This window comes from Shinella sp. GW821-FHT11G07 (genome assembly GCF_058808115.1).
This window is the reverse complement of record NZ_JBXARJ010000004.1, coordinates 204,241-230,557: the sequence shown is the minus strand read 5'-3', so window position 1 is coordinate 230,557 and position 26,317 is coordinate 204,241. Positions and strand designations below refer to the sequence as shown.

Annotated in this window: 26 protein-coding genes; 11 read left to right on the top strand and 15 right to left on the bottom strand. The window is 63.2% G+C overall.

Translation table 11 applies throughout. From position 1 onward, the window contains the following. Window positions 1-11 precede the first annotated feature (11 nt). From AC1RT2_RS10105 to AC1RT2_RS10095, 3 genes are read left to right on the top strand one after another with little or no spacing between them, the layout of a single operon-like run. Window positions 12-1,169 carry a Re/Si-specific NAD(P)(+) transhydrogenase subunit alpha gene (locus tag AC1RT2_RS10105; protein ID WP_069061102.1) on the top strand — a complete coding sequence of 386 codons (1,158 nt, stop codon included), beginning with the start codon at window positions 12-14 and terminating at the stop codon, window positions 1,167-1,169. Then, window positions 1,169-1,579 (top strand): NAD(P) transhydrogenase subunit alpha part 2, encoded by a 411-nt coding sequence (locus AC1RT2_RS10100; protein ID WP_069061101.1) that lies wholly within the window; start codon window positions 1,169-1,171, stop codon window positions 1,577-1,579. The genes AC1RT2_RS10105 and AC1RT2_RS10100 overlap by 1 nt, the downstream gene beginning before the upstream one ends. 9 nt (window positions 1,580-1,588) lie before the next feature. Next, entirely contained in the window at window positions 1,589-2,989 is a 1,401-nt protein-coding gene (locus AC1RT2_RS10095; RefSeq protein WP_493101586.1) for an NAD(P)(+) transhydrogenase (Re/Si-specific) subunit beta, read from the top strand. A gap of 168 nt (window positions 2,990-3,157) precedes the next feature. Here the strand turns inward: AC1RT2_RS10095 and AC1RT2_RS10090 are convergent, their stop codons facing one another. Next, on the bottom strand, window positions 3,158-3,457 hold the full coding sequence (locus AC1RT2_RS10090; protein ID WP_069061099.1) for a hypothetical protein: 300 nt from the start codon (window positions 3,455-3,457) through the stop codon (window positions 3,158-3,160). Between the two features lie 248 nt (window positions 3,458-3,705). On the opposite strand from AC1RT2_RS10090, the gene AC1RT2_RS10085 reads away from it, so the two are divergent. After that, the gene (locus AC1RT2_RS10085) at window positions 3,706-4,872 is read left to right on the top strand and encodes an outer membrane beta-barrel protein (RefSeq protein WP_493101585.1); all 1,167 of its coding nucleotides are present in this window, start codon (window positions 3,706-3,708) and stop codon (window positions 4,870-4,872) included. A gap of 3 nt (window positions 4,873-4,875) precedes the next feature. Here AC1RT2_RS10085 and AC1RT2_RS10080 read toward each other — a convergent pair whose 3' ends face one another. Further along, window positions 4,876-5,322 (bottom strand): glyoxalase superfamily protein, encoded by a 447-nt coding sequence (locus tag AC1RT2_RS10080; RefSeq protein WP_444799287.1) that lies wholly within the window; start codon window positions 5,320-5,322, stop codon window positions 4,876-4,878. 239 nt (window positions 5,323-5,561) lie between these two features. Between AC1RT2_RS10080 and AC1RT2_RS10075 the strand changes: the two genes are divergently transcribed. Further along, a complete protein-coding gene (locus AC1RT2_RS10075) occupies window positions 5,562-6,197 on the top strand; it encodes a LysE family translocator (RefSeq protein WP_493101584.1) in 636 nt (211 codons plus the stop codon). 41 nt (window positions 6,198-6,238) lie between these two features. Here the strand turns inward: AC1RT2_RS10075 and AC1RT2_RS10070 are convergent, their stop codons facing one another. The 3 genes from AC1RT2_RS10070 to odc2 form a co-directional block, all read right to left on the bottom strand. Further along, window positions 6,239-6,934 (bottom strand): OmpW/AlkL family protein, encoded by a 696-nt coding sequence (locus AC1RT2_RS10070; protein WP_493101583.1) that lies wholly within the window; start codon window positions 6,932-6,934, stop codon window positions 6,239-6,241. Window positions 6,935-7,132: 198 nt separating this feature from the next. Then, complete coding sequence (locus AC1RT2_RS10065) at window positions 7,133-7,723, bottom strand: GNAT family N-acetyltransferase (protein ID WP_493101582.1); 591 nt, start codon at window positions 7,721-7,723, stop codon at window positions 7,133-7,135. A 93-nt stretch (window positions 7,724-7,816) separates the two neighbouring features. Next, a complete protein-coding gene (gene odc2, locus AC1RT2_RS10060) occupies window positions 7,817-8,950 on the bottom strand; it encodes an ornithine/lysine decarboxylase (RefSeq protein ID WP_069061626.1) in 1,134 nt (377 codons plus the stop codon). Between the two features lie 598 nt (window positions 8,951-9,548). Here odc2 and AC1RT2_RS10055 point away from each other — a divergent pair. The 3 genes from AC1RT2_RS10055 (at window position 9,549) to AC1RT2_RS10045 (ending at window position 12,190) form a co-directional block, all read left to right on the top strand. After that, window positions 9,549-10,454, top strand: coding sequence for a LysR family transcriptional regulator (locus AC1RT2_RS10055; RefSeq protein WP_069061093.1), 906 nt, complete (start codon window positions 9,549-9,551; stop codon window positions 10,452-10,454). A gap of 96 nt (window positions 10,455-10,550) precedes the next feature. Further along, window positions 10,551-11,192 carry a DUF1007 family protein gene (locus AC1RT2_RS10050; protein WP_069061092.1) on the top strand — a complete coding sequence of 214 codons (642 nt, stop codon included), beginning with the start codon at window positions 10,551-10,553 and terminating at the stop codon, window positions 11,190-11,192. Then, the gene (locus AC1RT2_RS10045; RefSeq protein ID WP_069061091.1) at window positions 11,186-12,190 is read left to right on the top strand and encodes a nickel/cobalt transporter; all 1,005 of its coding nucleotides are present in this window, start codon (window positions 11,186-11,188) and stop codon (window positions 12,188-12,190) included. Before AC1RT2_RS10050 ends, AC1RT2_RS10045 begins: the two co-directional genes overlap by 7 nt. Here AC1RT2_RS10045 and AC1RT2_RS10040 read toward each other — a convergent pair. The 4 genes from AC1RT2_RS10040 to AC1RT2_RS10025 form a co-directional block, all read right to left on the bottom strand. Further along, window positions 12,187-12,399 (bottom strand): hypothetical protein, encoded by a 213-nt coding sequence (locus AC1RT2_RS10040; protein WP_069061090.1) that lies wholly within the window; start codon window positions 12,397-12,399, stop codon window positions 12,187-12,189. The genes AC1RT2_RS10045 and AC1RT2_RS10040 overlap by 4 nt on opposite strands. Then, a complete protein-coding gene (locus AC1RT2_RS10035) occupies window positions 12,396-13,088 on the bottom strand; it encodes a GNAT family N-acetyltransferase (RefSeq protein WP_493101580.1) in 693 nt (230 codons plus the stop codon). Before AC1RT2_RS10035 ends, AC1RT2_RS10040 begins: the two co-directional genes overlap by 4 nt. Before the next feature lie 99 nt (window positions 13,089-13,187). After that, complete coding sequence (locus tag AC1RT2_RS10030; protein WP_493101578.1) at window positions 13,188-13,880, bottom strand: tellurite resistance TerB family protein; 693 nt, start codon at window positions 13,878-13,880, stop codon at window positions 13,188-13,190. A gap of 127 nt (window positions 13,881-14,007) precedes the next feature. Beyond that, window positions 14,008-14,646 (bottom strand): 2-dehydro-3-deoxy-phosphogluconate aldolase, encoded by a 639-nt coding sequence (locus AC1RT2_RS10025; RefSeq protein ID WP_069061087.1) that lies wholly within the window; start codon window positions 14,644-14,646, stop codon window positions 14,008-14,010. Window positions 14,647-14,799: 153 nt separating this feature from the next. On the opposite strand from AC1RT2_RS10025, the gene AC1RT2_RS10020 reads away from it, so the two are divergent. Both AC1RT2_RS10020 and trhO read left to right on the top strand, forming a co-directional pair. Next, entirely contained in the window at window positions 14,800-15,285 is a 486-nt protein-coding gene (locus AC1RT2_RS10020) for a CYTH domain-containing protein (RefSeq protein ID WP_069061086.1), read from the top strand. 54 nt (window positions 15,286-15,339) lie between these two features. Next, window positions 15,340-16,278, top strand: coding sequence for an oxygen-dependent tRNA uridine(34) hydroxylase TrhO (gene trhO, locus AC1RT2_RS10015; RefSeq protein ID WP_493101576.1), 939 nt, complete (start codon window positions 15,340-15,342; stop codon window positions 16,276-16,278). Here the strand turns inward: trhO and AC1RT2_RS10010 are convergent, their stop codons facing one another. Further along, window positions 16,279-18,474 (bottom strand): putative bifunctional diguanylate cyclase/phosphodiesterase, encoded by a 2,196-nt coding sequence (locus tag AC1RT2_RS10010; RefSeq protein ID WP_493101574.1) that lies wholly within the window; start codon window positions 18,472-18,474, stop codon window positions 16,279-16,281. It lies immediately after the preceding gene. Window positions 18,475-18,553: 79 nt separating this feature from the next. Continuing rightward, entirely contained in the window at window positions 18,554-19,927 is a 1,374-nt protein-coding gene (locus AC1RT2_RS10005; RefSeq protein WP_493101572.1) for a GH1 family beta-glucosidase, read from the bottom strand. An 895-nt stretch (window positions 19,928-20,822) separates the two neighbouring features. On the opposite strand from AC1RT2_RS10005, the gene AC1RT2_RS10000 reads away from it, so the two are divergent. Continuing rightward, the gene (locus AC1RT2_RS10000) at window positions 20,823-21,728 is read left to right on the top strand and encodes an HD-GYP domain-containing protein (RefSeq protein ID WP_493101570.1); all 906 of its coding nucleotides are present in this window, start codon (window positions 20,823-20,825) and stop codon (window positions 21,726-21,728) included. Between the two features lie 48 nt (window positions 21,729-21,776). Here the strand turns inward: AC1RT2_RS10000 and AC1RT2_RS09995 are convergent, their stop codons facing one another. The 4 genes from AC1RT2_RS09995 to AC1RT2_RS09980 form a co-directional block, all read right to left on the bottom strand. Beyond that, window positions 21,777-22,961: a Gfo/Idh/MocA family protein gene (locus AC1RT2_RS09995; RefSeq protein WP_493101569.1), complete on the bottom strand. Its 1,185-nt coding sequence runs from the start codon at window positions 22,959-22,961 to the stop codon at window positions 21,777-21,779. Window positions 22,962-22,974: 13 nt separating this feature from the next. Beyond that, window positions 22,975-24,027: a sugar phosphate isomerase/epimerase family protein gene (locus tag AC1RT2_RS09990; RefSeq protein ID WP_493101567.1), complete on the bottom strand. Its 1,053-nt coding sequence runs from the start codon at window positions 24,025-24,027 to the stop codon at window positions 22,975-22,977. A 181-nt stretch (window positions 24,028-24,208) separates the two neighbouring features. Further along, complete coding sequence (locus AC1RT2_RS09985) at window positions 24,209-25,162, bottom strand: substrate-binding domain-containing protein (protein ID WP_069061080.1); 954 nt, start codon at window positions 25,160-25,162, stop codon at window positions 24,209-24,211. A gap of 104 nt (window positions 25,163-25,266) precedes the next feature. Continuing rightward, window positions 25,267-26,277, bottom strand: coding sequence for an ABC transporter permease (locus AC1RT2_RS09980; protein ID WP_069061079.1), 1,011 nt, complete (start codon window positions 26,275-26,277; stop codon window positions 25,267-25,269). Window positions 26,278-26,317 lie beyond the last annotated feature (40 nt).

Here is a 26,317-nt window from a genome sequence, read left to right as displayed (position 1 = left end):
AGGACCACGGTTTGAGTCAGTGTATTTTTGTGTCGCGGGAAAGCGACGCGGCGGAGGGCCGCGTTGCGGGTTCCGTGGAAACTGTCAAGAAATTGAAAGGCCTGGGGCTCGATGTGCTGGTGGAAGCCGGCGCAGGTCTCAAGTCGCGTATCCTGGATGCGGATTACGAAGCGGTCGGTGCCCGCATCGTCGGTCCGGACGAGGCGAAGTCTGCGGACGTCGTCCTGAAGGTGCGACGGCCGACCTCGGCCGAGATCGCCACCTACAAATCCGGCGCCATCGTCATCGCCACCATGGACCCCTATGGCAATGAGGCGGCGATCGCCGAAATGGCCAATGCCGGGCTCTCCGCCTTTGCCATGGAACTGATGCCGCGCATAACGCGCGCCCAGTCAATGGACATTCTCTCTTCGCAGGCAAACCTCGCCGGCTACCAGGCGGTGATCGACGCGGCCCACGAATTCGACCGCGCCATGCCGATGATGATGACCGCCGCCGGCACCGTTCCGGCCGCCAAGGTTTTTGTCATGGGTGCCGGCGTTGCCGGTCTTCAGGCCATCGCGACGGCACGCCGTCTCGGTGCAGCCGTGTCCGCGACGGACGTTCGTCCCGCCGCCAAGGAGCAGGTCGCCTCGCTCGGCGCAAAATTCATCGCCGTCGAGGATGATGAGTTCAAGGCCGCCGAAACCGCGGGCGGCTACGCCAAGGAAATGTCCAAGGAATATCAGGCGAAGCAGGCGGCACTCGTGGCTGAGCATATCGCCAAGCAGGACATGGTCATCACCACCGCGCTCATTCCCGGCCGCCCGGCACCGCGTCTCGTGACGCGCCAGATGCTGGCCGCCATGCGCAACGGCTCCGTCGTCGTCGACCTCGCGGTTGAACGCGGCGGCAATATCGAGGGCTCCGAGGCCGGCAAGGTCGCCGAAGTCGAGGGCGTCAAGGTTATCGGCTATCTCAACGTGCCGGGCCGCATCGCCGCCTCCGCCTCCGCGCTCTATGCCAAGAACCTGCTGACCTTCCTCGAGACCATGGTCGACAAGGAAAACAAGTCGGTTTCGGTCAATGTCGAGGACGAACTCGTCAAGGCAACGATGCTGACCCATGGCGGTTCCGTGGTGCATCCGAACTTCGGCAGCGCTGCCGTACAGCTAGGGGAGGCCAAGTGATGGCGAACGAACTTCTGGACAAGGCCATCATCGAGCTTGAGCGCGCCGTGGAAGCCGTGCGCACGGCCTCCGAATATGTGCCTGATGCGGCTGCTGTTGCGGCGCACGGCGTTTCCGGCGGGGCAATCGACCCCTTCGTCTTCCGCCTGGCAATCTTCGTGCTGTCGATCTTCGTCGGCTATTATGTCGTCTGGTCGGTGACGCCGGCGCTGCACACGCCGCTGATGGCCGTCACCAACGCGATCTCCTCGGTCATCGTCGTCGGCGCACTGCTCGCCGTCGGCATCTCGCTCTCGGGTATCGCGACCGGCTTCGGCTTCGTCGCGCTGATCCTCGCCTCCGTCAACATCTTTGGCGGCTTCCTCGTCACCCAGCGCATGCTGGCGATGTACAAGAAAAAAGAGAAGTGAGGCTGGCCGATGTCTGAGAATTTCGCAGCCTTCCTCTATCTCGTCTCCGGCGTGCTGTTCATCATGGCACTGCGCGGCCTGTCGCATCCGACGACCAGCCGCCGTGGCAACACGCTCGGCATGATCGGCATGGGCATCGCCATCGGCACGACGCTGCTGCTCGCGACGCCATCCTTCGGCGGCCTCGTGCTCATCGTGCTCGGCCTTGCCATCGGCGGCGGTGCAGGCGCCTATATCGCCCGCTCCATCCCGATGACCTCGATGCCGCAACTCGTCGCCGGCTTCCACTCGCTGGTCGGCCTTGCCGCCGTGCTGGTGGCGGCCGCAGCGCTCTATTCTCCGGTCTCCTTCGGCCTCGGCCAGGTCGGCGAAATCCATGGCCAGGCGCTCGTCGAAATGGCGCTCGGTGCCGCGATCGGCGCGATCACCTTCACCGGCTCGATCATCGCCTTCCTGAAGCTCGACGGCCGCATGTCCGGCAAGCCGATCATGCTGCCCTATCGGCACGTCATCAACATTGTGCTGCTCGCCGCGGTCATCTTCTTCATCGTCGGCCTGACGCTGTCGGAAAGCCACTTCGATTTCTGGCTGATCGTCATCCTCGCGCTGGCACTCGGCGTGCTGCTGATCGTACCGATCGGCGGCGCGGACATGCCCGTCGTCGTGTCGATGCTCAACTCCTATTCGGGCTGGGCCGCGGCCGGCATCGGCTTCACGCTCGGCAACCTTGCGCTGATCATCACCGGTGCCCTCGTGGGCTCGTCGGGTGCGATCCTGTCCTACATCATGTGCAAAGGCATGAATCGCTCGTTCATCTCGGTCATCCTCGGCGGCTTCGGCGGCGATAGCGGGGCGGCAGCGAGTGACGACGGCGTGCAGCGCACGGTCAAGCAGGGTTCGGCCGACGATGCGGCCTTCCTGATGGCGAATGCCTCCAAGGTCATCATCGTGCCCGGCTACGGCATGGCAGTCGCACAGGCGCAGCATGCGGTACGCGAACTCGCCGACGCGCTGAAGAAGGCCGGCGTCGAGGTGAAATACGCGATCCATCCGGTCGCGGGCCGTATGCCCGGTCATATGAACGTGCTGCTCGCCGAAGCGAACGTGCCCTATGACGAGGTCTTCGAACTGGAAGACATCAACTCGGAGTTCGCCCAGGCGGACGTCGCCTATGTCATCGGCGCCAACGACGTGACGAACCCGGCCGCGCGCGACGACAAGTCCTCGCCGATCTATGGCATGCCGATCCTCGACGTCGACAAGGCCAAAACCTGCCTCTTCGTCAAGCGCTCGCTCGGCTCCGGCTATGCCGGCATCGACAACACGCTGTTCTACAAGGACGGCACGATGATGTTGCTCGGCGACGCCAAGAAGATGACGGACGACATCGTCAAGGCCATGAACCACTGATCGGCAAACGCACGAAATGAAGAAGCCCGCGAGATGATCGCGGGCTTTTTTGTTTTAGAGCGCAGAACGGCTTTCGCGCCCTGACAGTTGAAATCCACAATGCCGAAAGCCCGGGAGAGCGAAGCTCTCCCGGGCTCCCGACAGACCGCATGGGCGGGGATGGTGCGGTCAGTGTTTGCGCTTCTTGCAGCCGCAGTCGCTGCCGCCGAGGATGCCGAGCGTGTTGCCGTTCAGGATGCCGGACAGCGTGCCGTTGAGGGTGTTGTTCAGAACGCCGTTCAGGATGTTGTTGCCGTCATTGTCGCTGAGGATGTTACCGACGCCGACACCGACGCTCGGGGCAATGACGATGCCGCCGGTCTTGTTGCCGCCGAGAATGCCGAGGCCGAGAAGGCCACCAGCGGATGCCTGGCTGGTACCGGCGAATGCGAGGATGGTTGCGACGGCGATGATGCGAGCCTTGTTCATGTCTCTCTCCTTCGGTTGTGTACCTCCTCGGTACGCAACTGAAGGTAATATAAGTGCTGATTAACTCAACTGGATTTGCCAGTCATAGCAAAGAGTTAACCATAATATAGACAAGTTTAACGATCGCCAACCGCATACAACCTATAGTGAATTATTCTGCTAATGCTGCGCGAATATCAACCATTGAGGGAATTTTTAACCATGCAACCCTAAGATTCTGTTCCAAGAACGGACAGGAACGGAATCCGATGCACTCTCCTCGCGGCCCCATCTTCGTGGCTCTGATGCTTGCCGGATGCAACCCGTCTTTTGCAGATTCAACCGTTGATTACAGCATCGGCGGTGGTTGGACGTCGAACATTTTTCAGGATCCGACCGCCCTTCCCGCCGCTTTCGGCGAGGCGAAGCTCGGCTTGCGGGGCAGTCTCGACCTCGAAGACTCCCATTTCGCCTACGGACTGACCACAAGCGTCCGGCGTGTGCCGAAATACGACTTTGCCGATCAGCGAACGCTCGGCGGCGAAATCGGCTATACCCACGATCTTAGCAAGACCATGAAGCTGACACTCAAAGGCGGTCTCGAATACCGGCGATCCGGCGATATCTTTCTGTCCCTGCCCGGCCTGCTGATCGGCTACCGCAAGGCCGACATCGCGGCCGCCGCCAGCGTGGGCCTGACGGATGAGCGCTGGGGCGGCAAGAACCATGTCACCGCCGCGGTCTCCAATCTCAACCGGGGCAAGGCCCATTTCACGCTCCGTGGATTGCGGCCCACGCAGCTCGAAGCCGGCAATACGCTCTACGAGGTGAGCGGCGGTCACATTCGCCCGCTGCTGGGCGGTGAGGTCGGCGTCACCGTGCAATACCGGACGAACCGTATCGACCGGTGGGAACAGAAGACCTTCGGGCAATTCCCGGCCGAAACGCTGCGCGGCTCACTCGCCTATGGCCGCGCCTTCAAGAACGGCATCACCGTGATGGCGGAGGCCGGTATCGTCGGCGTGTTCAGTTCCTATCTCGGCAAGACGGTCGAGCGCGCCCGCCCCTTCCTGAAGGGCGAAGTGGCATGGCAGGTTTCGAAGAAGACGGTCCTGAAGGCAAAGCTCACGCGCGACATCCAGCTCGCCGATGTGGACGATTCACTCGGCGAAGATGTACGCACGGTCGGCCTTTCGCTGGAAAAGGCGCTGACGGAAAAACTGAAATTCGGCCTCGCCTTCGAGCAGGCCTACAGCGACTGGCTCTATTTCGACTACCGTACACGCACGAAATCGCTCTCGGCGACCCTCACCTACACCTTCGCCAAGGGCGCGACGGCGGCGCTGGAATATAGCCGCCTCATCCGCCGCGAGACCGACAAGGCCGCCGACTTCGAGGTCGACGGCCTTGCAGCGCGGCTGTCCGGCTCGTTCTGATACCTACCATTCCAGCTCGAGATGTGGTCGCCCGTTCGAGGTTTTCGCGGCCGTCCGCCCCGTCTCGTCGACGGTGCAGTTCACCCGCTGGCGGAAGGCCGAAAAACTGTCGAAGGTCACCACATCCACCGGCTCGTCGAAATGCAGCGTCATGCGGTAGCGGCCGGGCTGGCTCGTCAGCGCCTGCACGCCGAGCACTTCGGCATCGAAGGGCTGGCCGAGATAGTGGCCGCGCACGCGCGAGCCGAGCATCCACGGATTGAACGGCGGCCGGTTGCCGACGATCGCGTGCAAGGTGTTCCAGTCGCGATAACCGTATTGCGCGGCGATGAGTTCGAGCGCGCGGGAATGGGCAATGGCCTGGCCGTCCTCGGCAAAACGGGCACGCAGCCGCTTCGCCTGGTCTTTCAGGGCGTCGAGGGATGGCAGGGGCGTCGGGGATGGACGCATGTCGGATCTCCAGTGTCTGCATGCGTCATTTCGGAGGGAGCCCGCATTGCCACCGGTTCGCATGCATGATGCTGGAAGACCGATTGTTTCTGAGAGAGACTTCACCAAAGCTTGCGCTCGCGGACGGCAGGGGCTCTCACCCTTGCTCCGCACATAGGGCTTTGTGGGCTTTCTGTCAATTTCTGACGTCTTGCATCGGTGACGGAAGCATGGGAGCAATCGGAGCAGGAGGACCCATCATGACATCAGTTACCCTTCTCGCCTTCGCCGCGGTCGCCTTTATCGGCATTGCCACGCCGGGCCCGACGGTCCTGCTCGCACTCACCAACGGCTCGCGCTACGGCATGCGCCGCGCCCTGCCCAGCATGATCGGCGCCGTATTGTCGGATTTCGTGTTGATCGGCGCGGTGGCGTTGGGATTGGGCGCATTGCTCGCGGCCTCCGAATTCTGGTTCTCCGTCGTCAAATGGCTGGGTGCCGCCTATCTCGCCTTCCTCGGCATACAGATGCTGCGCTCCACCGGCTCGATCGGCCGGGCACTCGACGATGCGCAGTCAGCCGGTCGAACGACAGCGAAAGCCATCTTCACGAAAAGCTTCCTCGTCGCCGTCACCAATCCGAAAGGCTATCTGTTCTTCTCCGCCTTCCTGCCCCAGTTCATCGACCCCTCGGCACCCCAGGCGCAGCAATACATGCTGCTCGCCCTCGTCTTCGCGGCTATCGATTTCATGGTGATGGTCGGCTATGCCGCGCTCGGCACGCAAGCCGTGCGCGTTCTCAAGACATCGGGAGCCGCCTGGCTCGACCGCATCTGCGGTGGCGCGCTCCTGGCACTTGCAGGATCGCTCGCCTTCTATCGTCGCGCAGCGAACTGAACCGGCCCGCCCCCTAAGGGCAGGCCAACTCGCGCCGGCCTTCAGAACCGATAGGTCACGCCAGCGCCGACCAGCCAGGGGTTCAGCTTCGCCTTGCCCGTCAGGGGCGTGCCGTTGAAATCGACCTTCCACTTGGGTTCGAGGAAGATCTTCTTCACGTCGAAGTTCACACCCCAGTGTTCGTCGAGCATGTAGTCGAAACCGACCTGGAGGGCGGCCCCCACCTTGTTCTTGACCTTGAGGTCGGAGAAGGCACCCGAGCCGGACTGGTTGTAGAAGTACGTATAGTTCACACCGGCACCGACATAGGGCTTGAAGGCGCCGAAGTCGGTGAAGTGGTACTGCAGGGTCAGCGTCGGCGGCAGGAGCCATGTCTTGCCCACCTTGCCGAGGCCGGCAATCGACCCGTCCGCCTCGATATTCGCATAGGTCGTGCCGAGAATGAGTTCGGCCGCGATGTTGTCCGTGAAGAAGTAGGAAATATCGAGTTCAGGAACGACCGAGTCCGAATAGGAGAGGCTCGACCCTGCGATGCCATTCACGGAACCGGAATCATTGGTGATGACACCAAGGCCGCGCACGCGGATCTGCCAGGGGCTCTGCGCGGCGAAATCCACCGTCGCTTCCGGCGGGGCCATGCGCTCTTCGAGGTCCGCCGCCAAGGCCTGATTGCCAAGCAGCATCAGACCGGCCGCCATTCCGGCTAGCACCAACCGGCTTTTCCCATTTCCATTCATGTCGTCTCTCCATCATCGCGACTCGTCTTTTTCGGAACGACTATGGAGCCGGGAGGCGAGCGCCGCCCTTGAGATGGATCAAACGAAAACCAAACGGAGAAAGGATTGGCGCGATATCCGCACCAATCTTGACAATTGCCCAATTAAAACAATGACAAACATCAAATTGGAAAGAGCCGGCTCATCGCCGGCCCCTTCTCAGGCAGCCTTGCGCACGTCCAGGATGACGCGGCGCCGGCCGCTGGTGACGAGCACGCCTGCAGCACCATCCAGCCAGCCGTCCTTCAGTTCGAGCGCCAGGAAGCGGCGACGCTCGAAGGGGCCGGGCATGACGAGGTGCTGCGCCTTGTCGGCAAAGAAACCGAAGCGCTCGTAATATTCCGGATCGCCGACGAGCAGCACGGCGCCATGGCCGCGGTCGCGCGCCTCGGTGAGGGCCGCCCGCATCAGCGCGCCGCCAATGCCCTTGCCCTCATGCTCGCAATCGACGGCGAGCGGGCCAAGCAGCAGCGCGGAGACGGCATTACCGTCGGAATCAACGCCCGCCTCGACATTCCACAGGCGCACCGTGCCGATGACATGGCCATCCGGATCGCGGGCGACAAGAGCGAGGCCCTCCGCCGGCATGCGGCCGCGGCGCAGCTTTTCGGACGACTTGCGGAAGCGGGCCTCGCCCATGACGCGGTCGAGCAAACGCTCGCGCGCCACGACGTCGCCGGCATTTTCCTGGTCGATGGTGAAGGCGGCATGCGCGAAGAACGCGCGGACAGAATCAAGAACAGTGGCCATCTCTGGGCCTCCCGTGCTCAAAACCGATTCAAACGGTATCCAAAACTGATTGTGAATTTGGTGCTCCCGTTCGTGACGGGAGCACCGATAGGCTTAGATGACGTAGGCCTTGAGCGGCTCAAAGCCGTTGAAGGCGACGGCCGAGTAGGTCGTCGTGTAGGCGCCGGTGCCCTCGATCAGAACCTCGTCGCCGATCGAAAGGGTGATCGGCAGCGGATACATGTTCTTCTCGTACATCACGTCGGCCGAATCGCAGGTCGGGCCGGCGAGCACGCAGGGCTCCATCTCGTCCTGATCGCGCGCGGTGCGGATCGGGTAGCGGATCGCCTCGTCCATGGTTTCGGCGAGACCGCCGAACTTGCCGATGTCGAGGAAGACCCAGCGGTGGTTGTCGTTGTCCGACTTCTTCGAGACGAGAACGACTTCCGCCTTGATCACACCCGCATTGCCGACCATGCCGCGGCCCGGCTCGATGATGGTTTCCGGGATCTGGTTGCCGAAGTGCTTCTTCAGCGCACCGAAGATCGCCTTGCCATAGGCTTCAGCCGACGGAACGTCGCGCAGATACTTCGTCGGGAAGCCGCCGCCCATGTTGACCATCTTGAGCTCGATGCCCTGCTTGGCAAGCTGCACGAAGACGCGCTTGGCATCGGCAAGGGCCGCATCCCAGGCGTCGAGCTTCGTCATCTGCGAACCGACATGGAACGACACGCCGTAGGAGACGAGGCCGTTCTGGTGGGCGTAGACGAGCACGTCGACGGCCATCTGCGGCACGCAGCCGAACTTGCGCGACAGCGGCCATTCGGCACCTTCACCATCGGTCAGGACGCGGCAGAACACGCGGGCACCCGGAGCGGCACGGCCGATCTTCTCGACTTCCTCATGGCTGTCGACGGCGAAGAGCGAAACGCCGAGCGCATGCGCCTTGGCGACGTCGCGCTCCTTCTTGATCGTGTTGCCGAAGGAGATACGGCTCGGGGTGGCACCGGCATCGAGCGCCATTTCGATTTCGGCGACGGACGCGCAATCGAAGTTGGAGCCCATGGAAGCGAGCAGGCGCAGGACTTCCGGCGCCGGGTTTGCCTTCACGGCATAGTAGATCGAGCTGTCAGGCAGCGCGTGGCGGAACGCCTTGAAATTGTCACGCACGACATCAAGGTCGACCACGAGGCACGGGCCGTCGGGACGTCGGGTGTTCAGGAAGTCGATAATACGTGCAGTCGCCATTTCGGTATTCCCCATATCCAGGTTGCTCCGGGAAACCCGGAGGACAAAGGGCAGGATGCGAGCACGCTCTGGAACCAGCCGGTGGAGACCCCGGAACCAAGCATGCGCATCATGCGCGATCGGTGAATCGAAGCCCGCCTAGGCTTCAATTCGGCTTTGTCTGCCTTTGATTGGTGGGAAAACCCGACCGCACGTCCGGCAATGAAGGTGTGCCTCTTCAGTAACCCCGGCTGTTGGAAAGCCGGCAGACACCAGAAAGGCCCGCACCGTCGTTGCTTCAAGATGTCCTCGCTCTTCCGGTTGGCCGGAGAAACGACTGGAGGGGTTAGTTCCAGGTACCTTACCGAGTTCCTCACCAAATCGAGGGTCGGCGGACACCCACAGGCACGTGCGACTTTGGGCAAGGGGGAGATAAGAAGAATCGCTGTCGCAATCAAGAGGTTTTTTGCATTTCGCTATTGAAAATATCCTCCCAGCCACGACATTCGCGAAACGTAGTTTCAAAGCATGGTTATAACGCACCGGCCATCACGTTTCGGCCGGCCCTGCGCCGCCTTTGCATTTCCGGCAATGCGGCGCGACAGTCGAGTGGGGATACATGGACACATTGACCCGAATCCGGGCCTTCATCGACGTCGTCGACGCCGAGGGTTTTTCCGCGGCCTCGCGCAAGACCGGGAGGTCCAAGGCGCTGCTTTCCAAATATGTGCGCGAGCTGGAGGACGAACTCGGCACCCTGCTGCTCAACCGCACCACCCGCCAGTTCTCGATGACCGAGGCCGGCCATACCTATTACCGCACCGCCTCCGACATCCTGAAGGAGATCGACAACCTCGCCGATCTCGTGCGCGAAAAGAACACGGACCTGCGCGGCAAGCTGAAAGTTTCCGCCCCGCGCACCTTCGTCGATGCCGATATCGGCCAGTCACTCATCGATTTCGGCAAGGAGCATCCGGAACTTTCGTTGGAAATCGTGTCGGACGACCGCTTCGTCGATCTGGTGGAGGAGGGCTTCGATGTCGCAGTCCGCATCACCAAGCTCGAAGATTCGGCGCTCATCGCCCGCAAGCTCGGGGACTTCTACCTGAAGATCTGCGTGAGCGAGGAGTTTCTCGCACAGGCCGGCCCGATCAACCATCCAAGCGACCTTGCCCGCCTGCCCTGCATCATCGACACCAACGGCAAGTCGCACAGCAACTGGCGCTTCGTCGACGACAAGGGCGCGGGCTTCAGCGTTCCCGTCAGCGGCCATATCGAGGTGAATAGCCCGACGGCGGCGGTACGCGCCGCCGCAAGCGGCCTCGGCGTCGCGCAGGTGCCGGCCTTCATCGCCCGCCATTGCCTCGATTCCGGCCGCATCGTCTCGATCCTTGAAGACTATCTGCCGACCGACCGCGGCATCTACGCGATCTACCCCCACCGCCGCTACCTGCCCGCGAAGGTCCGCACCTTCGTCGATTTCCTGCACGCCTGGTTCCGCCGCAATCCTGGCATCGAGGCGTAATGCAGCGCTGGTAAGGTCCCAATTCCGACCCATTTGCGTTACATTCAACCGGACGATTCTGAAGACCGCCCCGCCGCTTCGAGAGGACACAAACCGATGCGATTGCTCCCCCTTCTCGTTGCCGGAGCAGCCTTCATCGCCCCGGCTGTGGCGTTTGCCCATCCGCACATCTTTGCCGAAGCGCGACTGGAAGTCGTGGCCGGCGAGGACGGCACGGTCAGCGAGCTGCGCAATGTCTGGCGCTTCGACGACATGTTTTCCGCAAGCGTCGTGATGGACTTCGACAAGAACAGCAATGCCGTGCTCGACCCGGACGAGCTGGCCGAAGTCGGCAAGACCGTTCTCGAATCGCTTGAAGAGTTCAGCTACTACACGACGATCACCGAGGATGGAAAAACCATCAAGGTCGGAAAACCCGACGCGATCAATGTCGACTTCAAGGACGGCCAGCTCCTCATGTTCTTTTCCGTCAAGCCGGGTGAAGTGATGCCGCTCAAGGGCAAGCTCACCTTCGGCGTCTACGATCCGACCATGTATGCGGCGATGGATTTTGCCTCCGATGACGACCTCGTCGCCGTCGGCGATAAGTTTTCCGCCTGCACACGCGCGGTGGTGCGGCCCGATGCCGACGAAGTGCTCGCCCAGAACCAGGACAGCCTGACGGAAGCCTTCTTCAACGATCCGGCCGGCACCGACATGTCGAAACTCTTCGCCACCCGCCTGGAGATGTCATGCTGACCCGCGGACGTGCCCTTGCCCTCGCCACCGTGACGCTCGCCGTCGTGGCCACGGCCACCCTCGCCCATGCCCAGTCACCGCTCGGCATCGGCTCGGCGGAACCGGGCTTCAATACGACCGGCACCTTCGGCAGCCTGTTTGGCTGGATCAACGCGCAGCAGCAAGGTTTTTACCGGCTGATGACCGGCGCGCTGAAGGAGATGCGCACGAACCCCTGGGCCGCCTCGACGCTGGTGGCGCTGTCCTTCGGTTACGGCGTCTTCCACGCCGCCGGCCCCGGCCATGGCAAGGCCGTCATCTCGTCCTACATGCTGGCAAACGAGGTGGAGCTGAAGCGCGGCGTGTTGCTCTCCTTCCTCTCCTCGATCCTCCAGGGCATCGTTGCCATCCTGCTGGTCGGCGCGGCCTTTCTTTTCCTGCGCGGCACCACGGTGTCGATGACCGACGCCACCCGCGCGCTCGAAATCGGCAGCTACGCCCTCATCACGCTCTTCGGCGCCTGGCTGCTCTTCAGGAAATTGTGGCCAGCCAGCCGGCGCGCCTCCGCGCTCGGCGCCCAGGCGGTCGAGGTCCATGACCATCATCACCACGAGCACGGTCACCACCATCATGCAGGCGAAGTCTGCTCGACCTGCGGTCATGCCCATGCACCCGATCCGTCCCTGCTGAAGGGCGAGCGTTTCGCGCTGCGCGAAGCCTGGTCCGCCATCGTCGCGGTGGGCCTGCGCCCCTGCTCCGGCGCGCTGATCGTGCTGAGCTTCGCGCTCCTCAACGGCCTTTATCTGGGTGGCCTGCTCGCCGTCTTCGCCATGTCGATCGGCACCGCCATCACGGTGTCGACGCTCGCCACCCTCGCCGTCACCGCCAAGGGTGCGGCCGTACGCTTCGCCGGCAACGGTTCGGCCGGCCAGCGCATAGGCACCGCTATCGAAATCGGCGGCGCAGCTTTGGTGATGGTTCTGGGGATGCTGCTGCTTGGAGCCTCGCTACAGGCCTAGTTTCCGCGGTTGCGCTGGTAGCGCGCCCTCAGCCAGAACAGCAGGAAGAAAGCGAGCACCATCAGCGTGCCGAACACGCCCGCCAGCCACGGCGATACGTCGCCAAGGGCGATCATGACGCGCGGCAGGAAGTAGAACACCACGCCTGTGCCGAGCAGGATGAAAAACGCCGCGAGCGCTGCAGATTTTCCCTTGTTTTCCTCGCTCATGCCGCGTCCGCCTTGGCGATCTCGGCGCGGATGTCTTCCAGCTTGCGCTTCTGCTGGCCATCGGCATCGAAATTGTCCGGCGAAAGCCAGGTATCGAACGCCTTGGCGACGGCCGGCCACTCACCATCGATGATCGAGAACCAGGCGGTGTCGCGGTTCTCGCCCTTCGACAGCATGTGCTGGCGAAAGACGCCCTCGAAGGTGAAGCCGAGGCGGGCGGCGGTGCGTTTGCTCGCCGCATTGCCGTTGTGGCACTTCCACTCGTAGCGGCGGTAGCCGAGATCTTCGAAGACATGCTTGGCGAGAAGATACTGCGCCTCGGTGGAGAGGGGCGAGCGGGCCATGCTGGGGCCATGCGCGATGCCGCCGATCTCGACGACGCCGTTTGCCGGGTCGGGCCGCATGTAATGCGCCATGCCCACCACCGTGTTGCTTGCCTTGTCGACCATGACCTCGCGCACCCAGCCGGATTTGATCACCGCCTCTGACCACGCATCGAACCCTTCAATGCCGGTGAAATCGGCTTGGGCGAAATAGCGCAGCAGCGGGTTGATCGCCATGCCGCCGAAGGCACCCCAGAGGGCCTGAAGGTGTTTGGCGCGGTCGTAGGGCTCGAGGCGCACGGTGCGGCCTTCAAGCGTAACGGGTGCCGGCGGCGGGCAACCCTTCCAGTCTGTGAGATCGCGCATGCAAATTCTCCTTCGGTCATTGCCGAAGGGATAGAACAGGCGGCCTGTCCGCGCAATGTGGAAAGCAGGGAGCGGCGTTCGGCCGCTCCCTGGCAAGTCTTAGACGGTGGCGGCCGAAACCGTCGCCTCGATATGGTCGACCAGCGCATCCGGCAGGTTGAGGCGGCCGGCGAGCAGGTCGAGATAGCCGCGCTCGGCACGCGACTTCGGCTCGATGGCAAGGCGCGAGGCCGTATAGAGTTCGACACGCTGCTCTTCGGTCGTCGCGGCCGAAATGATCGCGTCGAGGTCGACCGGGTTGGCAAGCTCGTCTTCCAGGAACTGCGCGGCATCGGCACCGAGACCGGAGACCTTCAGCTTGTCCATGATGCGGGTACGCTCGGCCTCGTCGATATGGCCATCGGCGCGCGAGGCGGCGATCATGGCGCGAACGAGGATGAGCGCGAAATCGGTGCTGACGGCTTCGGGGTGGAAGCCGGAATCGGTCGGCGGCGGCAGGAGTTCCGGGGTCGTGCCCTGTGTGGTCTCAGCGGGGTTCTGGCCGGCCTTGTAGTTCTTGTAGGCCTGGTAGCCGAGACCGGCGATGGCAGCGAGGCTACCAAGCTTCAGCGCGGAGCCCGCCACCTGGCGGCCGGTGCCCGTGCCAAGCAGCACGCCGGCAATGGCGATCGAGGCAAGCGGATTGTCCTTGGCGAGCTGGGTGACCTGGCCGGCGCGGTCGCGCACCGATCCGCCGGCACCGGGCACCTGCGAACCGAGGAACTGGTCAAGCAACTTCTTGGCGTCAAACATAGGGCGTCTCCGTTTCTCTTGTCACCGCAGGGGCCGACTGCAAGGCAAGATAGGAATGCACGTCCTGAATTACAAACGCATAACGGGCGACCAAGGGCCGCCCGTCTGCAATTCCGTTGAACCTGTCTCAGCCCTTGAGTGCTGCGGCTTCCGCCGCGAGCTTGGTAATGCCGGCCCAGTCGCCCTTGGCGACAAGCTCCTTCGGCGCAACCCAAGAGCCGCCGACGCAGACGACGTTGGGCAGCGAGAGATAGTCGCGGGCATTCGACAGCGAGATGCCGCCGGTCGGGCAGAACAGCGTGCCGGCAAGCGGCGAGGACAGCGATTTCAGGTAGGCGGCACCACCCGCCTGTTCGGCCGGGAAGAATTTCAGCACCTGATAGCCCTCTTCGCGCAGGCCCATGACCTCGCTGGCGGTGGCGGCACCCGGCAGAAGCGGAATGTCGGAATCGTTCGCCGCATCGATCAGCTCCTGCGTCGTGCCGGGGCTGACGATAAACTGCGAGCCGGCCTCGACGGCGGCCTCGAACTGAGCGGCATTGAGGATCGTGCCGGCACCGGCGACGGCACCCTCGACCTCGTTGGCAACCGCACGGATCGCTTCAAGCGCGGCCGGCGTGCGCAGCGTGATTTCGATCGCCTTCAGGCCGCCGGCGACGAGCGCGCGCGCCAGCGGAACGGCCGTCTTGAGATCATCGATGACCAGCACCGGCACAACCGGCTGCAGCTTCAGGACGGAAAGGAGCTTGGCGTTTTTCTCGCTCATGGCACGACCTTTTAAAACGATTGAATTTGGATCCGAATACCGCGTCTGCGACGTCGTGTCGAGCCTAAAGCATGATTCATGGCCTTGTCATGACACACTTATCGTGTAGTCTTCCGCTCGCCTAAGCCTATCTCCAACAGCGAAAGCGTGCCTGTGGCAAAAGAGATCGAGCGTAAGTTCCTGGTATCGGGCCAGCGATGGCGTACCTTCGCAGACGAAGGCATCGCCATACGGCAGGCCTATATCGTCGCCCAGGAGGACCGATCGCTTCGTGTCCGCATCTACGGCGACGGCAAGGCACGCATCACCCTGAAAATCGGCCATGCCGTGCTCGTTCGCGACGAGTACGAATATGATGTGGACCGCGACGAGGCGGAGGACATGCTGCGCCACGCCATCGGCAATGTCATCGAAAAGGTGCGCTACAAGGTGCCGCACGAAGGCCATGTCTGGGAAATCGACGTCTATGGCGGCGCCCACAAAGGCCTGGTTATCGCCGAGGTCGAGCTTGCCTCGATCCAAGAGGAGCCGCATCTGCCGAACTGGGTGGGCCGCGAAGTGACCGGCGAGAGCCAATATTCCAACCAGTCGATGGCGCTCGGCGCCAGCAATGGCGCAAGCCTGCACCAGCTCGCCTGAGGCGCTACAGAGCGCCGCATTGCCTGAAATGCGCCAAAGCTGTATGTGGCGGCCATGACAAACGAAACCTCCCTGCCCGCGGAAGACGGCACGTTCCTCGTCGCCGCGCTTTACCATTTCGTCTCGGTGCCGCGTTTCGCGGACCTGCGCGAGCCCTTGCAGGCGCTCTGCGAGGAAAACGGCGTGCGCGGCACGCTGCTGCTCGCCCATGAGGGTATCAACGGCACGATCGCCGGACCGTATGCCGGCATCCGCACGGTGCTCGCCTTCCTAGGCAGCCAGCCGGAATTTGCCGGGCTGGAGCACAAGGAGAGTTACGCAAGCGACATGCCCTTCCTGCGCATGAAGGTGCGGCTGAAGAAGGAAATCGTCACCATGGGCGTCGAGGATATCGACCCCACCCGGTCCGTCGGCACCTATGTGGCGCCGGAGGACTGGAATGCGCTGATTTCCGATCCAGACACGATCGTCATCGATACGCGCAACGACTACGAGACGGCGATCGGCATGTTCAAGGGCGCGGTCGATCCGAACACCAAGACCTTCCGCGAATTTCCGGACTGGGTGCGCAACAATACCGGCCTGCACAACAAGCCCAAGATCGCCATGTACTGCACCGGCGGCATCCGTTGCGAGAAGGCGACCGCCTTCATGAAGGAAGAGGGGTTCGACGAGGTCTACCATCTCAAGGGCGGCATCCTGAAATATCTCGAAGAGGTGCCGGCGGACGAAAGCCTGTGGGAAGGCGCCTGCTTTGTGTTCGACGAGCGCGTCTCGGTGCTGCACGGGCTGGAGGAAGGCGAGCACAAGCTCTGCCGCGCCTGCCGCCATCCGCTGACCGCCGAGGACGTCACCTCGCCGCTCTACGAGGCCGGTGTTTCCTGTCCGCATTGCTACACGACCCGGAGTGAAGACGACCGGCTGCGTTTTCGCCAGCGCCAGAAACAGATGGATCTCGCCCGCAAGCGCGGCGAACGCCATCTCGGCAAGTGATCAACTGGCCGCCGCCTGCACGGCGGCCGGCGGGGCGAGCAGTTCGCTGATCGCCTTCTCGCTCATCGGCCTGCCGAAGAAGTACCCCTGAAGCTGGTCGCAGCCGCAGAGATGCAGGAAGGCGGCCTGCTCGCCGGTCTCCACGCCTTCGGCCGTCACCGGCATGTCGAACGAAGCGGCGAGCGCCACCGTCGCCTGCAGCATCGCGCCGCCCTTCACCGACTGCTCACCCGCTATGGTGAGCGACCGGTCGATCTTCATCCGGTCGAAACCGAAGCGGATGAGATAACCGACGCTGGAGAAACCGGCACCGAAATCGTCGAGCGCAATGCGCACGCCACCGACCTTCAGCCGGTCCATGACAAGCTTCGCGCGGCCGGGATTCTGAATGAAGTAGCCCTCGGTGATCTCCAGCGTGACGCGCGACGGCTCGATGCCCGCAGCCTCGATGATCGCCAGGGCCTGATCCGGGAAATAGGGATTGCGGAACTGCGCCGGCGAGACATTGATCGAAATGCCGATATCAGGCCAGTTGCGCGCCGCCTCGCAGGCGCGGCGCAGCACGAGCGGCCCGAGCGCATCGATGACGCCGGTCGCCTCTGCAAGTGGAATGAACACGTCCGGCGGCACCGACACGGTCCCGCCGCGATACCAGCGGGCGAGCGCCTCCACGCCACAGATCTCACGGCCGCGCGCCTTGACGATCGGCTGGAAAACGACGTCGATCTCGCCGCGCGCCACGGCCGTCCGCAACGCATCCTCCATCTCGCGTCGCTCGTCGCGGTCGTCGTCCATCAGCGTTTCATAGTGCATGACGCGGCCACGCCCGGCATGTTTTGCCCGGTACATGGCGACATCCGCCCGCCGCAGAAGCTCCTCGCCGCCCACCGTCCCCTTGCGCGACACGGCAAGGCCGATGCTGGCGCCGACGATGGCGACACGCTCGCCGATGGCAAAGGGTTCGGCAAAGAAATCGAGGATGGACCGCGTCAACCGCTCGGCTTCCGGACCATCCGCCGAACCGAGGAAGGCGATGGCGAATTCATCGCCGCCGATGCGCGCGAGCAGGGTGCCGGGCAGAACAAGGCGGGCTAGCCCGGCCGAGACGCCGCGGATCAACCGGTCGCCGACCGCGTGGCCGTAGAAATCGTTGACGTCCTTGAAGCCGTCGAGGTCGAGATAGAGCATCACGACGTCGCGCTCGTCCTGGACGGCGCAGGCATTCAGTTCATCGAGGCCGAGAAAGAGGCCGGTGCGGTTGCGAAGGCCGCTCAGGCGATCGGTCAGGGCCTGCCTGCGCGCCGCGTTCTCATCTGCCTTGAGGCGGATGACGAAGGCGGCGCCGGTCAGCACCAGCAGCACGAAGAAGATGATGACCCCGGCCAGCGCCAGCAGAACCAACGGGCGCACCTGCGCATAGCTCTTGTCGCCCGGCGCATCCGGCGTCCAGGACAGGTAGCCGAGCACCGTTCCGCCGGGATTGGTCAGGGGCACGGCCGAACCTTTCGCGGGCTCATCTTCCGTCAGCATAAGCCCGGAAATCAGAAAGTTGTCGGCGATCCGCGCGATCCGCGCGGGCGACAGGTGGCGGATGATGAAGAGTGTGCGAAGGGCACCCGCCGGCGCCTTCACCGCATCGGAAATCGGGCGGATGGCCGACACGGCGGCAACGGCGGGGCCATGTGGCGTGCGCAGGAAGGCCCCGAGCTCCTCGCCGGGTTCCAGTCCAGCCTTGATGACCTTGTCGTAAAGATCCGCAAACACCGCGCCACCATAGGAATGCGCATCCGCCTCCAGCGGCGCGCCGTTTCGATAGGCAAGCATGGTACGGCCGTTTTCATCGACGAGGAAAACCGTATCGAAAAGCGGACCGCCCTCGGTGGCAAGGCCGAAATTGGCGACCAGCCAGGGCATGTCGGCCTGACCATAGATGGCCTGCACGGCATCGTCCCAGACCGCATAGTCGCGCACCGTCGTGACCATGGAACTGCGCAGCGACGAGAGGGAGCCGAACACCGCCTGGCGCGTGCGTTCCTCATCCAGCTCGTTTGCCCGGTTGGCGAGAAAGCCGAGCGCCATCATGACGAGAATGGTGGCAAGGCTGACGACGACGGCAAAGGACGCAAGCACGCCCAGCACGACCGCTAGTCGTCTGGCGCCGATCATGCTCGAAAGGTGGCGCGCAAGTCGCAGCATCGTCTTCTCCGGCCGAAGAAGGATGATGCGGCAGAACCGTTATGAATCCTTTACGGTGCGAGCGACAATGCGAACGGTATCAGGCCGTCCGGTGGTTGCCCTTCGGAAACTGGCCGGCGAGTTCACCGTACCATTGGCCGCTCTTCTTTATCGTGCGCACCTGCGTCTCGTAGTCGACATGCACGATGCCGAAGCGCATGCGGTAGCCTTCCGCCCATTCGAAATTGTCCATCAGGCTCCAGGCGAAGTAACCGCGCATCGGATAGCCCTCGCCGATCAGGTCGGCGGTGACACCGAGATGTTCGGCGATATAGTCGAGGCGCGGCTGGTCGTCGACCATGCCGTTTTCGACGCCCATATTGTAGCAGGCGCCGTTTTCCGTGATGTAGCAATCCGGCAGCGCATAGGCCGCATTGAGCTTGCGGATGAGATCGCCAAGCGCCGGTGCATAGACTTCCCAGCCGATATCCGTCTGGACGTCGGCAACGGGCGGCGCAGGCAGCGTGGCTGGGAAGGTGGCGCCTTCCGACGGATCATGCGAAACCCGCATGGGTGTGTAGTAGTTGAGACCCCACCAGTCGAGCGGCTGGCTGATCGTTTCCATGTCGCCCGGTTCGATCTGCGGCATGCGATGGCCAAGGGCGGCGAGGAAGCTTTCCGGATATTCGCCCTTGAAGACCGGGCCGAAGAAGACGCCGTTGTGGAAATCGAAGGCGCGGGCGGCAGCGGCCTGGTCCGCCGCGCTATCGCTGCCGGCATAGGTCTGGTGGGCATTCAGCACGAGGCCGACCGGCAGATCCGGCCGCTCGGAACGGATGGCCGCGACGCCAAGGCCATGCGCCAGGTTCGTGACGTGCAGGGCGTGCAGCGCCGCATCCATGTTGCGTTCGCCGGGCGCGTGAATGCCGTAGAGATGGCTGAGCCAGACGGAGCACCAGGGCTCGTTGAAGGTCGCCACCGCATCCAGCCGGTCGCCGAGGCGGGCAATGGCGGTTTTTGCATAGCGCTGGAAGGCATAGGCCGTCGACCGCGCCGTCCAGCCGCCATTGCCGGCCAGCATCAGCGGCAGGTCCCAATGGTAGAGCGTCGCAAAGGCCTTGATGCCGCGCGCCTTGAGGCCATCGACGAGGCGGTCGTAGAAATCCAGCCCCTTCTCGTTCACTGGCCCGGTGCCCTCCGGAATGATGCGCGGCCAGGCGATGGAGAAACGATAGGCCTCGACGCCGAGCGACTGGATGAGGTCCAGATCCTGCTCCAGGCGATTGTAGTGGTCGCAGGCGAGATCGCCATTGTGCCGGCCGAAGACCCGGCCGGGCATGTTGGAAAAGGCATCCCAGATCGACGGCTTGCGGCCATCCAAATTCGTCGCGCCCTCGATCTGGAAGGCGGCTGTCGCCACGCCGAACACGAAATCACCGGGAAAACGCTCGGCAAGGGTCTTGGGATCGATCATCGGCTTTCTCTTGAAACGGGGAGACAAACGCGGCGTTGCGGGAACCTGCAACGTTGCAGTAAAGCCATTGAACGAAAAGTCAACCGTGCAATGATGATCGCATGCAGGAACATCCACGCGGCGGAATCTTCGCCCGTGGGGTTTCAAGGAGCGTCGGACGGGGCGCTGGAAGCTGCCTCGTAAAAGTGAGTGTATGTGGCACCTTGCAGCGCCCCGTTCAGCGGTTTTTGCCTGCGACTCCGATCCCTCTGCAAAGGCCGGTGCCGGTGAATGTCTGCCGCCGGTTTCCGGGATGGGCCATTCCGATTTTTCGCCGCGCAAGACCTCACCTTGAGGACATTGTGGACGGAAAGGGGTTTGCCCCTTCCGGACTGCTGCCATCCCGGCGGACGATGCCGACGCATCCGCCGAGCCAACCTCCTTGCGTGCCGCACAGGCACATCCGGCGCGCCGTTCGGGGCGTGAAACGACAGGGTCTGTCCGATGCCCTGCCGTTTCCCCCGTGTCGCCGGAGGGAGACCATTTTCCGCAGGCCCTTCCGGTGAAGGTTCACGTCCTTCCCGCACCGAAAGCGCCGACCCCGCCTGACTGCCACGCCTGGCAGCGTATCCTCTAGCGGGATGACAGGATTGTAGGCACGGATTTGCAGGGTGGGGAAAAGTTCGGGATTTTTCCCCGGAAAGCGGCTGACAAAATCGAAGCGGCATACCCATGTTTGCCAAGACTGCTGCTTGGAAACTGCCCATCGCGCTCATCAGTCTTTGGCGGAGAAAGCCATCCGGGGCGCATGCAAGCTTTCCCTTCACCCAGCAGCAATTTGACAAAAGCCAAGCTCTAAAACAGGTATTCCTTAAACGACGGTTAGGAAGTCTTCCTCTAAAGTGCCCATGCAGAGATGGAGATCTGGCGCGTGGTACGGCGAATACCCAAGAATCTCGTTCGAAAAGGCATGTTCATCGAATCCGTCGAATGCCCCAACGCGGAATTCGCCGGCCGGCGGTTCCTGGTGCAATCCGATGAGACCGTGCGCGCGATCCTCGCGACGTCAGCGGCCTATGCACTGGTCAACCCGCAGAGAAGCACGATCGATATCGACGAAGCCGCCGATCTGAAGGCCGAAGAGCGCCACCGCACGCAGGAAACCGTCGCACAGGCGGCAAGCGCCCTGCGCAACAGTTTCGATGCCGTTCGCTCCGGCAGCCTGCAGATCGATACGCTGGGTCCGGTCGCCGGGGAGATTTCCGAACGCATCGATGCGTCGCCGGAGGTTTTCCTCAAGGTCACCCGCCTCAAGACCAAGGACGAGGGGACCTATGTGCACTCGCTGGCGGTGAGCGCCCTGATGATGAAGCTCGCCGGCCTGCTCGACTATGACGAAGACCTGGTGCGGGAACTGGGCGTTGCCGGCCTGCTGCACGATGTCGGCAAGCTGATGATACCGAACGCCATTCTCAACAAGACGGGCAGCCTGGAAGCAGAGGAACGGCGCGTGGTGCGCAACCATCCGGAGGTCGGCTACCGGCTGCTGAAGGAACAGGGCAATGTTTCGGAGCTGACCCTCGACATCTGCCGGTTCCATCACGAGGTGCTCGACGGCAGCGGCTATCCACTCGGCCTGAAGGCGGATCAGCTCAGCCCGGAAATCCGCCTTGCCACCGTCTGCGACGTCTTCGAAGCATTGACGAGTGCGCGCCCCTACAAGCGGGCCTGGACGACGCGCGACGCGCTGAACTGGATGTTCGATCGCGGACAGCTGTTCGACAAGAAACTGGTCATCCGCCTCGGCAGCATCTTTTCCTGACGCAGCCGTGACCGCCGCGATGACGCGGCGGCCGCTGGCTGATTCTGATCAGACCTTCACCCAGGCCCCGTTCTTCTTCGACGACTGCACGCAGGCATCGACGAAGAGCATGCCTTTCAGGCCGTCATCCACCGTCGGATAGACGATGGCGGGATCGGCCGCGGCGCCGCTACGCTTGGCGTAGATCGCGCGGGCGGCTTCGGAATAGATGTTGGCAAAGCCTTCGAGATAGCCTTCCGGGTGGCCGGAGGGCACGCGGCTCATGCGCGCGGCAGCGGGGCCCGAACCGGCACCGTTGCGGGTGATGAGACGCTTCGGCTCGCCGAAGGGCGTGTACCAGAGGTAGTTCGGATCGGCCTGCACCCATTCGAGGGCGCCCTTGGTGCCGTAGACGCGCACCTTGAGGCCGTTCTCGTGGCCGGGTGCCACCTGGCTGCACCACAGCATGCCCTTGGCGCGCGCGCCGTCCTTCTCCTTGAAGCGCAGCATGACATGGGCGTTGTCGTCGAGGCGACGGCCGGCCACGAAGCTGTCGAGATCGGCGGACAGTTCCTCCAGTTCCAGGCCGGAAACGAAGCAGCCGAGATTATAGGCATGGGTGCCGATGTCGCCGGTGGAGCCGCCGGCACCCGACTTGGTCGGGTCGGTGCGCCAGGCGGCCTGCTTCTGGCCGCTGCTCTCGATGTCCTCTGTCAGCCAGTCCTGCGGGTATTCCATCTGCACCAGGCGGATCGGGCCGAGTTCGCCGTTGGCCACCATCTCGCGGGCCTGGCGGACCATGGGGTAGCCGGTGTAGTTGTGGGTAAGCACGAAGAGCGCATCGCTCTCCTCCGCCAGCTTCTTCAGCTTGCGCGCATCGCCAAGCGTCGAGGTGAGCGGCTTGTCGCAGATGACGTGGATGCCACGCTTCAGGAATTCCTTCGCGGCCTCGTAATGCACGTGGTTGGGCGTAACGATCGCCACCGCCTCGATGCCGTTCTTCAGCTTGGCCTCGCGGATCGCCATTTCCTTGAAGCTGCCATAGCTGCGCGAGGGATCGAGCCCGAGTTCGCGCGCCGACTGCTCGGCTTTTTCCGGCGAGGACGAGAGCGCGCCGGCGACAAGCTCATAGTGATCGTCGAGCCGGGCGGCGATGCGGTGCACCGCGCCGATGAAGGCGCCGGAGCCGCCGCCGACCATGCCGAGCCGGATGCGGCGTTCCCGCGTTTCGCTTGCGCTTCCTTCGATTGCCATCCTGTATTCCTCCTTAAAGCCCGAGCATGCGCCGGTTGGCGGCGTCATCCGTGCCCGCATCGGCAAAATCGTCGAACGCCTTTTCCGTGACGCGGATGATATGCGCCTTGACGAATTCCGCGCCTTCGCGGGCGCCGTCCTCCGGATGTTTCAGCGCGCATTCCCATTCGACCACGGCCCAGCCGGCGAAATCGTTGGCAGCCATCTTGGAGAAGACGGCGCCGAAATCGACCTGGCCGTCACCGAGCGAACGGAAGCGGCCGGCGCGGTTGACCCAGCCCTGATAGCCGCCATAGACGCCCTGCCGGCCGGTCGGATTGAACTCCGCATCCTTCACATGGAACATGCGGATGCGGTCCTTGTAGATGTCGATATTGTCGAGATAGTCGAGGCACTGAAGGACATAGTGCGAAGGGTCGTAGAGCATGCAGGCGCGGGCATGGTTGCCGGTGCGCTCCAGAAACATCTCGTAGGTGATGCCGTCGTGCAGGTCTTCGCCCGGATGGATTTCGTAACAGATATCGACGCCGTTCTCCTCAGCATGGTCGAGGATCGGCTTCCAGCGCCTGGCCAGTTCGTCGAAGGCGGTCTCGACGAGGCCGGCGGGGCGCTGCGGCCAGGGATAGACGAAGGGCCAGGCGAGCGCGCCGGAGAAGCTGGCCATGGCATCGAGGCCGAGGTGCCTGGAGGCGGTCAGCGCCATCTTCACCTGCTCGACGGCCCATTCCTGGCGCGCCTTCGGATTGCCGCGCACTTCGGGCGCGGCAAAACCATCGAAGGCCTCGTCATAGGCCGGGTGCACGGCGACAAGCTGGCCCTGCAGATGGGTGGAAAGTTCGGTGACCTCGACGCCGTTTTCACGCGCCTTGCCGGCGAACTCGTCGCAATAGGTCTTGGAGGCGGCGGCCTTCTTCAGGTCGATGAAGCGCGCATCCCAGCTTGGAACCTGCACGCCCTTATAGCCGATGTCGGCGGCCCATTTGGTGATCGAGTCCCAGGAATTGAACGGCGCGGCATCGCCCGCGAACTGCGCAAGAAACAGGGCCGGGCCCTTGATCGTCTTCATCGGTGACTTCCTCCCATGGACGCGGCCGTCCGCGCGGCCAGTCTCGAATATTTTTGCGGTACGTACCGCAGCGCGTGAAAAGCTAACGGCCTTTGGCGGGTCGGGCAATGTGAAATTGTGGGCAAGGGGCAAGAAAAACCGCCCGGGGCATCATGCCCCGGGCGGCCTGGTTTTCATCAGATCAGAACGGCGAATCCGGGAAGTAGAATTCCTTCGCATTGTCCTTGGTCACCAGCGTCGCGTCGATCGTGTAGACGCCGCGTACCGGAACCTGGCCGTAGAAGTTGGCGACGGTCATCTCGAGCGCCGTGCCGACCATTGCCGGCGGATAGAGCACGTCGACCGGGATCATCTTGTCGCCATCCATGACCTTCTTGATCATTTCCTTCGAACCGGCACCGGCGATGACATACTGGATGTCCTTGCGGCCGGCCTGCTCGATGGCCTGGAGAACGCCGACAGCCATGTCGTCGTCCTGGCACCATACGACGTCGATCTTCTGGTACTTGGTCAGGTAGTCCTGCATGACCTTGAAGGCGTCGTCGCGGTTCCAGTTGCCGTACTGACGGTCGAGGATCTTGACGCCGGAGCCTTCGACGCCCTTGTCGAAGCCGTCCTGGCGCTCCTGGTCGATCGGGATCGGCATGCCGCGGATGACGACGACTTCGGCTTCCGGCGTGGTGGTCTTGATGTATTCGCCGGCCGTCTGGCCAAGTGCGAAGTTGTTGCCGGCGACGTAGAGGTCACGCACCGTGTTGTCGTTGGTGCTCGGCGCACGGTCGACGAGAGCGACGAACGTGCCCTTGCCCTTCACTTCCTTGATGGCGTTGACCAGCGGATCCGGATCGGTCGGCAGTATGACGAGCGCGTCGATGCCCTGCGTCTCGAGGTCCTGCACGGCATTCGCCTGGCTTGCCGGATCCGGCGAGGTCTTGACGATGACGTTGAGGCCCGGATTGCGCGCCATGAGAAGCTTGGCGACGCGTTCGGCGTGGAAGACGACGCCCGAGGTCCAGCCATGGTCGGCGGCCGGGATCGAGACGCCGATCGTGACCTTCTTTTCTTCCTGTGCGTGCACGACGCCGGCGACGAGCGCCATTGCCGCGACCGTCAGGCCCAATAGTTTCTTGCGCATGAATTTCCTCCCAAAATCAGGTCTTTCCTTCGTGGCCGGGCGACCTGTGGACCCGGCTAGTCCCCCCGCAAAAGCGTTTGAGGCTCTTGCGGTAATGGCTTGGCTTACGACTTGCGCACCAGCGAGCGCTGGACGAGCATCGCGATGATGATGATCGCGCCCTGGATGGCCCCGATCAGATACTCGCTGATGAAGTTGGAGAGCAGCATGATGTTGCCGACCAGTTCGAGAATGAAGGCGCCGCAGATCGTGCCCCAGACGCGGCCCGCCCCGCCCTTCAGCGCGGTGCCGCCGACAACGACCGCGGTGATCGCCTGCAACTCCCAGAGAATGCCCGTCGTGGCCGAGGTGGAGCCGAGGCGCGGCACATAGAGCAGCACGGCGATAGCGACGCAGAGGCCCTGGATGACGAACGCGATGGTGCGCACGCGGTTGACCGGAATGCCGGAATAGCGCGCGACATCGCTGTTCGAGCCGACGGCGACGACATGGCGGCCATAGCGCGTGCGGTAGAGGATGAAGGCGGCGATGGCCGTTACCGTGAAGATGACGACGATCGGCACCGGCACGCCCAGGATGTAGCCGAAATAGGCCGGGCGGTAGAGCGCCTGCAATTCCGGTTCGCGCAGCGTGATCGCGCCGCCCTGGGAGAGCCAGGTGGTGAGGCCGCGATAGATGCCCATCGTGCCGAGCGTCGCGATGAAGGGCTCGATCTTGCCCACGGTGGTGATGAGGCCGTTGAGAAAGCCGCAACTTGCGCCGATGACGAGCGTCAGCACGATCGCGACCGTCAGCATGAGCGAGGGATCGGCGATCACCCCGGAATTCATGAAGAGGATCATGAGGCTGGCGACGAAGGCGACCATGGCGCCGACGGAGAGATCGAGATCGCCCGACGAGATGACGAAGGTGGCGCCGACCGCGATGATCGCGATAAAGGCGCTGCGCGTCGCAACGTTCGCCAGGTTGTTGATGCCGATGAAGTTGGGGTTCACCAGCGCGCCGACGATGAGCAGCAGCGCGAGCGCGGCAAAGGGCGCGACCGCCCTCAGATCGACATCCCGCCAGCTGCGGCCCCTCGCCTTCGTTTCGACCGTGTCGTCACCTGCCGTCATATTCGTCCCCGACCTGAAATTGTTGTTGTTCCGCCGCCGG

Coding starts and splice junctions, on each gene's coding strand:
- AC1RT2_RS10100 (WP_069061101.1), top strand. CDS start 1,169: ATGGCGAACGAACTTCTGGACAAGGCCATCATCGAGCTTGAGCGCGCC.
- AC1RT2_RS10095 (WP_493101586.1), top strand. CDS start 1,589: ATGTCTGAGAATTTCGCAGCCTTCCTCTATCTCGTCTCCGGCGTGCTG.
- AC1RT2_RS10090 (WP_069061099.1), bottom strand. CDS start 3,457: ATGAACAAGGCTCGCATCATCGCCGTCGCAACCATCCTCGCATTCGCC.
- AC1RT2_RS10085 (WP_493101585.1), top strand. CDS start 3,706: ATGCACTCTCCTCGCGGCCCCATCTTCGTGGCTCTGATGCTTGCCGGA.
- AC1RT2_RS10080 (WP_444799287.1), bottom strand. CDS start 5,322: ATGCGTCCATCCCCGACGCCCCTGCCATCCCTCGACGCCCTGAAAGAC.
- AC1RT2_RS10075 (WP_493101584.1), top strand. CDS start 5,562: ATGACATCAGTTACCCTTCTCGCCTTCGCCGCGGTCGCCTTTATCGGC.
- AC1RT2_RS10070 (WP_493101583.1), bottom strand. CDS start 6,934: ATGAATGGAAATGGGAAAAGCCGGTTGGTGCTAGCCGGAATGGCGGCC.
- AC1RT2_RS10065 (WP_493101582.1), bottom strand. CDS start 7,723: ATGGCCACTGTTCTTGATTCTGTCCGCGCGTTCTTCGCGCATGCCGCC.
- odc2 (WP_069061626.1), bottom strand. CDS start 8,950: ATGGCGACTGCACGTATTATCGACTTCCTGAACACCCGACGTCCCGAC.
- AC1RT2_RS10055 (WP_069061093.1), top strand. CDS start 9,549: ATGGACACATTGACCCGAATCCGGGCCTTCATCGACGTCGTCGACGCC.
- AC1RT2_RS10050 (WP_069061092.1), top strand. CDS start 10,551: ATGCGATTGCTCCCCCTTCTCGTTGCCGGAGCAGCCTTCATCGCCCCG.
- AC1RT2_RS10045 (WP_069061091.1), top strand. CDS start 11,186: ATGCTGACCCGCGGACGTGCCCTTGCCCTCGCCACCGTGACGCTCGCC.
- AC1RT2_RS10040 (WP_069061090.1), bottom strand. CDS start 12,399: ATGAGCGAGGAAAACAAGGGAAAATCTGCAGCGCTCGCGGCGTTTTTC.
- AC1RT2_RS10035 (WP_493101580.1), bottom strand. CDS start 13,088: ATGCGCGATCTCACAGACTGGAAGGGTTGCCCGCCGCCGGCACCCGTT.
- AC1RT2_RS10030 (WP_493101578.1), bottom strand. CDS start 13,880: ATGTTTGACGCCAAGAAGTTGCTTGACCAGTTCCTCGGTTCGCAGGTG.
- AC1RT2_RS10025 (WP_069061087.1), bottom strand. CDS start 14,646: ATGAGCGAGAAAAACGCCAAGCTCCTTTCCGTCCTGAAGCTGCAGCCG.
- trhO (WP_493101576.1), top strand. CDS start 15,340: ATGACAAACGAAACCTCCCTGCCCGCGGAAGACGGCACGTTCCTCGTC.
- AC1RT2_RS10010 (WP_493101574.1), bottom strand. CDS start 18,474: ATGCTGCGACTTGCGCGCCACCTTTCGAGCATGATCGGCGCCAGACGA.
- AC1RT2_RS10005 (WP_493101572.1), bottom strand. CDS start 19,927: ATGATCGATCCCAAGACCCTTGCCGAGCGTTTTCCCGGTGATTTCGTG.
- AC1RT2_RS10000 (WP_493101570.1), top strand. CDS start 20,823: ATGGAGATCTGGCGCGTGGTACGGCGAATACCCAAGAATCTCGTTCGA.
- AC1RT2_RS09995 (WP_493101569.1), bottom strand. CDS start 22,961: ATGGCAATCGAAGGAAGCGCAAGCGAAACGCGGGAACGCCGCATCCGG.
- AC1RT2_RS09990 (WP_493101567.1), bottom strand. CDS start 24,027: ATGAAGACGATCAAGGGCCCGGCCCTGTTTCTTGCGCAGTTCGCGGGC.
- AC1RT2_RS09985 (WP_069061080.1), bottom strand. CDS start 25,162: ATGCGCAAGAAACTATTGGGCCTGACGGTCGCGGCAATGGCGCTCGTC.
- AC1RT2_RS09980 (WP_069061079.1), bottom strand. CDS start 26,277: ATGACGGCAGGTGACGACACGGTCGAAACGAAGGCGAGGGGCCGCAGC.